Consider the following 7,043-nt stretch of genomic DNA (forward strand, 5'->3'; position numbering starts at 1 on the left):
CGTGCGCACCCCCGAACAGGGCGCGGCCATCGCCATCAAACTCGCGACCCTGCCCGACGACGGCCCGACGGGCCAGTTCTTCGAGGACGCCGGCGCAGTGCCCTGGTGAAGTGCACGGCGGTCATCACCCGCGCAGCCACCAGGGTGAGGCCGCTTCGCCCACGCGTCTCGAACAGGTTCACCGACTGCTTCGGCCGCCCCGGCCGACGCTCCGGTGCTTGGGGCAACGCTCCGCACCGCTACTGGTTCCAACATGGATGGCAATTCACCGCAGGTTGCAAGCAGCGTGACCATTTGGTTCCAACCATCGTGACCCGGGGATCCGCATCGCAAGGTCACCACACCCCCATGGTTCCAACTACCGCGTCCCGTCACAGTCACTGAGCCGGCACACGATAGGTGGGACCTGGCCACGCATGTTGGAGCCAGGGCTCATGAGGCTCTGGGCGGGAGCTCCATGCGCGACGGAGCGGGAGACGAGCACTCCATCGTGTTCTCGGCCGCCGGGGCCTATGTGCGCGGCTTCGGCCACGAATCGCCAATGAGCTCGTATGGCAACGATGGCGCCGCCTCCATCTGCGCGCGAGCAAGGCGTGCGGTCTGCGTACGCCATGGAGTGCCGGGCGGAGATCCTCGAAGCTCGTGGCGAGCACGAGCAGGCTGACACCCTTCGGGCCCGCGCGGCCGAGGCCGAGCGCCTGTACTGACCGAGGGTGGAGCGGGACCGCAGTTCAGGCTGCAGGAGAGCCAGAGGTGCAGACGCCCATCGAGGGCGCGGAGCGCATCGCCACTCGCAACCCGCTCACCAGTGATGACACCCGATCAGACGCGGACGCGTGCCCGCCGACTGTCGAAGCCGGGCTTCTGAGAGTGTTCATAAGGTGGCAGCTCAGACCCCATCGCCGATAACCCTTGGGGTCGTTCATGTCCTCGTTGGATGAGTTGCGGGCCCTCCTGGACACCCCTCCACGGGGTATCCAACACCAACAACTGGAGAGACGTTGAACAGCACGTAGGCTGGGTTCGACCAGGGCCTAGCGGGCGTCGGACAGGTCGCTCGGATACGCTCGACGATCCGCCATAACGACGGCATACTACGGAATCTCGCCTTCGGTCAGTGGGCGCGGGATCCAGGGGACAATCGTGCTCCAGCCCGGCTTCCTGGGATGAAACGGATGAAGTGCACAGTTGCGACGGACATTCGTACGCCAGCGGCATTCCCGTCACCACTACCCCTGGAGTTACCACCGGAGCACTGACCAGGCGGTCCGGAAATCGGGATTAACTGGTTCTTTCAAGCGTGAAACGCCCAATCAAGGCGTGTATCGAAAGTGCCTGGTGAGGATGGCGGAGAGCCCATATGTGATCCAGAATGATTGGATGGTCACGCTTGAGACTTCCCGTTTGATCCTGCGTCGCTGGCGCGAGGAAGACGTTGCGCCCATGGCTGCCGTCAATGCCGACCCCGAGGTCATGCGGTGGATCCGTGACGGCAGCGTCCGCGACGAACAGCAGACTCGCGGCGGGATCCAGGCATGGGAGAGCGAGTGGGAGTCGCAGGGCTTCGGCCTGTTCGCCGTGGAGATCCGGTCCACTGGCGAGCTGGCCGGGTTCACCGGGCTTTCGGTACCCGACTTCTTGCCGGAGGTACTGCCGGCGGTTGAGATCGGCTGGCGGCTGGGACGTTCCCACTGGGGGCAGGGCTTGGCCACCGAGGCCGCTGCGGCCGCTGTACGGTTCGGGTTCGAAGAGCGAGGGCTGGAGCGGATCGTCAGCATCGCTCAAGTGGGCAACGACGCCTCCGAACGGATCATGACCAAACTGGGGATGCATCCGGTCCGTGAGACCGTCAATCCCACCTGCGGTCGGCGAGTACGGGTGTTCGAGTTGTCGTCGGACCAGTACGTCACAACCACTCGTTGATGGCGGCAACGAGGACGGTAGCCTCTTGACGCGCTCTCCCGGCCGAAGCCGGGAGATTCTGGCCAGTACCGTCGGAAGCGGCACGACCGTTCACTTGGTGCCAACAAGCGTGTCCCACCGGCCAGAAACCACCAGCTCGCCGAACCTCACTGGTTCCAACTAACGTATCCAGGCTCACGACCGGAAGCCGCCAGCTCACCTGAACTGCGAGCCTCGCCGATCATCTCCGCGACACCCATGGACAAGCGGCTCGACCTGGCGCCCGTCGCTACCGTGCCCCGCCCCCGTACCGCGACGGACGAGGCCGGTTCTCGACCGGAGATCGCCAAGTAGATAAGATCATTCCGCAACACGACGCGAAGGGGAGCCCAGTGGCGCGGGTTGCGGTGATCGGTGGGGGTATCAGCGGGCTGGGGACGGCGCTCATGCTCGGCCGACGGGGCCACACGGTCACGTTGTTCGAGCAGGACGCGCGGCAGGCCGGAGAGGACCTGAACCGGGATTTCTTCCACTGGGACAGGCCCCGGGTCCCGCAGGCCGTCCAGCCCCACTCGTTCCTCGCACCCGTTCGCACCGTGTTGCGCACCGAGGCCCCTGATGTCTACGCGGACCTACTGGCACGCGGAGCCCGGGAGTACCACGACTTCGACTGGTTCGGTGAGCATCCGCCGCATCGGGCCGGCGATGAGGACTTGGTGACCCTGCGCACCCGCCGCATCGTGCTGGAGGCCGCGTTGACCGCGGCCGTGCGGCGGGAACGCACCGTTGAGATGCGGCGAGGCTGCCGGGTGCGCGCCCTCGCTTTCGGGGAGGGCCGTCCTGCCCGGGTCACCGGCGTGCAGGCGGATGCGGAGATGCACCAGGCGGACCTCGTCGTCGATGCGTCCGGTCGTCGCTCGCCGGTTCCCGCCTGGCTGATCGCGGCCGGCTGCCGCCCGCCCGTGGTCGACAGCCACCGCGCCGGAATCGCTTACCTGTGCCGCTGGTACCGTCTGCGTGCGGACGGCCCGCATGACCCCGGGCGGGTGAAGGCCGGCTCGGCCGCACCGTTCGCGCTCGCCGGCGTCTTCCCTTCCGACAACGACACCTTCGCGGTGAACCTGGTGCTCTCCACGGGTGATCCGACCCGCGGCGCGCTCACCGACCCCGCCGTGTTCGAGGCCGCCGCCCGCAGCTTCCCCGCCACCGCCGCCTGGCTCGACCTGGACCCCGAACCGCAGACAGCCGTCCTGGCGATGGCAGGCCTGGACAACCGCTGGACCGCCCTAGCCGACGATGACGGCCCCATCGTCGCCGGCCTGGTCAACGCCGGGGACAGCCTCGTCCACACCAACCCCACCCTGGGCCACGGCGCGGCCCTGGGCCTGCGTGCCGCCCAGCACATCGCCACCCATGTCGACCAGATCGCCGCGGACCCCAACGGCTACCACACCTGGACCGCACAGGCCCTCCGCCCGTGGTTCGACGCGCAGGTGACGGCCGACCGCGCCAACGAGCAACGCCTCACCGAGAGCTCACCATCCTCGGATCGGCGGGCTGCCGCCCTGGCCGCCTGCGCCTTCGACGACCCCGTCGTCATGAGGGCCCGGGCCCAGGTACGCCATCTCCTGCAACCGGCCGAGGACGCCTACGGCACCGACGAGGTGGACCGGCACGTCACCGCCTGGCTGGCTGCCCGCCCGGACTTCTCGCCACAGCACGACGGCCCGACCCGCGACCAGTGGGATGCACTCATCCCAGGCTGAGCGCTTGCCCGGCACCGCACCTTCGACGCTCAAGTGTCGGCAAACGGGCGGCGCCCGCAGCAATGTGCGGGCGCCGCCAGTTCACGGGCGAGCAACCGCCCAGCAGCCCGGCGCACTTGAGGCCACGGAGCAACTGCCGACAGCAGCCACCGACCTTCTTCGTCTGTGCTTGGTCCTGCCGATCGCCATCGGTGGCGCCCCACCCCAGCGTTGGCCACATCCGCATAGCGTCCCGCGCGACCGACCGGAGGCACTGGCACGCAACCCGTGTCACACACCATCCCGGAATCCCGGGCCCTGACAGCCCGGAATTCCAGGTCCGCTACATGCCCTGAGGATCACCGGTTCTTGAACTCCTCGATGGCCGCCCGGACCGTCTGCTGCATCGTGTCGCTTCCGGCGTGCCCGGAGTCCTCGATGATGCACAGCCGCGCCTCCGGCCACGCCTTCGCCAGCTCCCACGGCGTCTGTACCGGGCTGCCCATGTCGTGTCGACCGTGGACCAGCACCGCCGGGATCCCGGCCAGTTTGTGGGCGTTGCGCAGCAGTTGGTCCTCCTCCAGCCACGCTCCGTTGCTGAAGAAGTGGGCGCAGATCCGTACGAACGCGATCTGCGCGTCGATCTCGCGATCGCTGTACATGCCGGGCACGCCGTTGGGCTCGTTCGAGATTACCGCGTCCTCCCAGGCGAGCCAGTCGGCAGCGGCCTTCTCCCGGATCGCCCGGTCGGGGTTCTCCATCAGTCGCGCGTAGGCCGCGAGCAGGTCGCCGTCCCGCTCGTCCTCCGGGACGCCGTCGCGGAACCGGTCCCACGCCTCGGGATAGAACCGCCCGGCGCCCCGGTAGAGCCAGTCGATCTCGGAGCGGCGGGTCATCGTCACCGCCGGAATGACCATCTCGCTGACCCGCTCGGGATGCTGCTGCGCATAGGCCAGGACGAGGGTCGCGCCCCAGGAGCCGCCGTTCAGCAACCACCGCTCGATGCCGAGGTGTTCGCGCAGCCTTTCCATGTCGTCGATCAGGTGCTGTGTGGTGTTCAGGCTCATGTCCGCCGCCGGGTCGCTGGCGTGCGGGATGCTGCGACCGCAGTTGCGCTGGTCGAAGCGGATCACGCGGTAGCGCTCGGGGTCCCAGGCCCTCGTCGGCCGCTGCGGCGCGCCCGACCCCGGGCCGCCGTGGACGTTCAGGGCAGGCTTGCCTTCAGGGTTCCCGAGCTGTTCGTAGTAGATGCGGTTGCCGTCTCCGGTGTCGAGGAATCCACTGTCGTATGGACTGGTCGGAGGATAGAGATCAACCATAGCCATCGATCCTACGGGAGCGATCGCAACCAAACTCCCCGACTGGAAAACCCGGTTCGACCCGAGAACGTCAGGCTGCTGAGCACGTGCAGCAGTCTCAGGCCCAGCCCGTTCGCCGGGCGCGCCTCAGCCCACAGCCTTCTTCACGAGCGCAGCGATCCGCGCCTCCACCTCTGGCGTCACCTCGGTCAGGGCGAAACCGGCCGCCCACATCGCGCCGTCGTCCAGCTTCGCCTGGTCGCTGAACCCGAGCGTCGCGTAGCGCGCCTTGAATTTCTCCGCGCTCTGGAAGAAGCAGACGACCTTGCCGTCCAGCGCGTAGGCGGGCATCCCGTACCAGAGCTTCGGCGCGAGGACCGGAGCGCTGGCCGTGATGACGGCGTGGACGCGCTCGGCCATGATCCGGTCCGAGTCCTGCATCTCGGCGATCTTCGCGAGCACGTCCCGCACCGCCTCCGCCGCCTTGTCCGCGAGCGAGCTACGACGCGCGGCCGCCTTCATCTCTCGGGCGTGTTCCTTCATCGCGGCCCGCTCCTCGGCCGTGAATCCCTCGTACGTGCTGCTGTTGGTGCTGCTCATGGCAGTTCTCCCCCTTGAGGATCCTGAGGTGCGGGCTCTTCAGACGGACCATACCCAGACCCACTGACAATCGGCTCTTCAGCAACCGGCACGTGCAGCAGTCGTAGGCCCTGGCCCGTCACCGATCGCGCAGCGCGTCGGACATCCCGGCTGCCACATACGCCAACTCGCCCGCACACGGCGTCTGCTGAGCGCCCGCCGGCCAGCCGCCGACAATCGGCGGCAGAGGCAATGCCCTGAGAACGCGCTTCCTCAGCAGGTTGAATCCCGCTCGCCCGTATGTCTTCGCCCCACCCCGCCGCAAGGCTTCAGGTCTTCAGGTCTTCAGGTCTTCAGGTCTTCAGGTCTTCAGGTCTTCAGGTCTTCAGGTCTTCAGGTCGAAGATTGCATGAAGACCTGCTCACCCTCACCATTCGGTTCCTCGAAGCCGACCAGGTAGCGGTTGAACAGCTTCTCGTCCACGGTGACGGAGTTGGCGCCTTCCTCGCCGTTCCGGACCCTGAGGCGACGTTCCAGCGTCGTCCGGTCGGCCTTGAGGTGGATCAGTTCCCAATGGCAGCCGTGGCTCTCAACCAGTGCCTTGTAATCATCACGGGCGGCGCGACTCCAGAAGCTGTAGTCCACCACTACGTCACGCCCGGCCAGCATCAGCTCGACCAGTTCCTTCCACTGCTTGCGGCGGACCTCCTCCTTGAGCTGGTCGTACGCCTCCTCCTCCAGCACCAGACCTGCGTCGCGCTGCCCGAGGCGTTCCCAGACCACCTCGTCGATCGAGAGCCGAATATAACCGCGTCGCACCAGTTCCATCGCATAGGTGGTCTTGCCCGCTCCCGGGAGACCACACATCAGCACAACCGTGCTCACTTGCTGCGTCATGGAGCCAGGTTAGCGATGAAAACACGTCATCCTCCGGGTCGGGAAGGACATCCCTTGGGGCGGACACCCACCGTGGCCCGACCAACCCGACGAACATTCCCGGCCACAGCACTAATAACCGGTCGTCTTGAGCCACCGCAGCGTCTCCACCAGCTCTGCGCCGACGCCCTCGCAGAGCGCGAGCAGGTCGCGGCCGGCAGCTGCGTCGAGCAGGCCTTCGGCGGGCGGGACGGCGTGAAGGGCGTCGTGGCAGGCGGACTCGACGGCGAGGTTACGGGAGGCGAGGTAGCCCAGACCATAGCTTCGAACGGGACCGGTCAGGGTGGCGAGGTACCGGAGATGGGCGTCCTCCGACGGGTGAGGGTAGGCGGTTGTCGGGTCAGTACGTCACTGAGCCTCCGCCAACTTGAAGGCACAGGTCAAAGGGCTGGCGTGACGGTCTCCCGAGGTTCTCACGCTGGTCGGAGGCGGCAGTCTCCGGAGTAGATCGTCTGTCAGCGGTTGACTTCAAGATTCAATGCCAGAAGGTTATGATTCAGGCTGGTTTGTCAAGCAGCCCTGGTGGTCGGCGTGTTCGTGGCGGCGAGCGGCTTTGCGGGGGCGGCTGTCACTGGCTGCTCGG

At 67.0% G+C, this 7,043-nt stretch carries 5 protein-coding genes and 1 pseudogene; 3 read left to right on the top strand and 3 right to left on the bottom strand.

Annotated elements, in window-relative coordinates:
- The 3 genes and pseudogenes from ACWDAK_RS40190 to ACWDAK_RS40200 form a co-directional block, all read left to right on the top strand.
- Positions 1–109: pseudogene (locus ACWDAK_RS40190) on the top strand (dehydrogenase); the annotation flags it as partial.
- Positions 110–1,380: 1,271 nt separating this feature from the next.
- Complete coding sequence (locus ACWDAK_RS40195; RefSeq protein WP_427396241.1) at positions 1,381–1,923, top strand: GNAT family N-acetyltransferase; 543 nt, start codon at positions 1,381–1,383, stop codon at positions 1,921–1,923.
- A 371-nt stretch (positions 1,924–2,294) separates the two neighbouring features.
- Complete coding sequence (locus ACWDAK_RS40200) at positions 2,295–3,668, top strand: FAD-dependent oxidoreductase (protein ID WP_427396242.1); 1,374 nt, start codon at positions 2,295–2,297, stop codon at positions 3,666–3,668.
- 338 nt (positions 3,669–4,006) lie between these two features.
- Here ACWDAK_RS40200 and pip read toward each other — a convergent pair whose 3' ends face one another.
- The 3 genes from pip to ACWDAK_RS40215 form a co-directional block, all read right to left on the bottom strand.
- Positions 4,007–4,966, bottom strand: coding sequence for a prolyl aminopeptidase (gene pip, locus ACWDAK_RS40205; RefSeq protein ID WP_427396243.1), 960 nt, complete (start codon positions 4,964–4,966; stop codon positions 4,007–4,009).
- Between the two features lie 126 nt (positions 4,967–5,092).
- Positions 5,093–5,545, bottom strand: a complete 453-nt coding sequence (locus tag ACWDAK_RS40210) for an iron chaperone (protein ID WP_344641496.1) — start codon at positions 5,543–5,545, stop codon at positions 5,093–5,095.
- A gap of 372 nt (positions 5,546–5,917) precedes the next feature.
- The gene (locus tag ACWDAK_RS40215) at positions 5,918–6,421 is read right to left on the bottom strand and encodes an AAA family ATPase (protein WP_344641495.1); all 504 of its coding nucleotides are present in this window, start codon (positions 6,419–6,421) and stop codon (positions 5,918–5,920) included.
- Positions 6,422–7,043: the final 622 nt, after the last annotated feature.

This window comes from Kitasatospora sp. NPDC001175, from assembly GCF_053598215.1.

Bases quoted from the DNA above. Each gene is read 5' to 3' on its own strand.
- ACWDAK_RS40195 (WP_427396241.1), top strand. From the start codon at position 1,381: ATGGTCACGCTTGAGACTTCCCGTTTGATCCTGCGTCGCTGGCGCGAG.
- pip (WP_427396243.1), bottom strand. From the start codon at position 4,966: ATGGTTGATCTCTATCCTCCGACCAGTCCATACGACAGTGGATTCCTC.
- ACWDAK_RS40210 (WP_344641496.1), bottom strand. From the start codon at position 5,545: ATGAGCAGCACCAACAGCAGCACGTACGAGGGATTCACGGCCGAGGAG.
- ACWDAK_RS40215 (WP_344641495.1), bottom strand. From the start codon at position 6,421: ATGACGCAGCAAGTGAGCACGGTTGTGCTGATGTGTGGTCTCCCGGGA.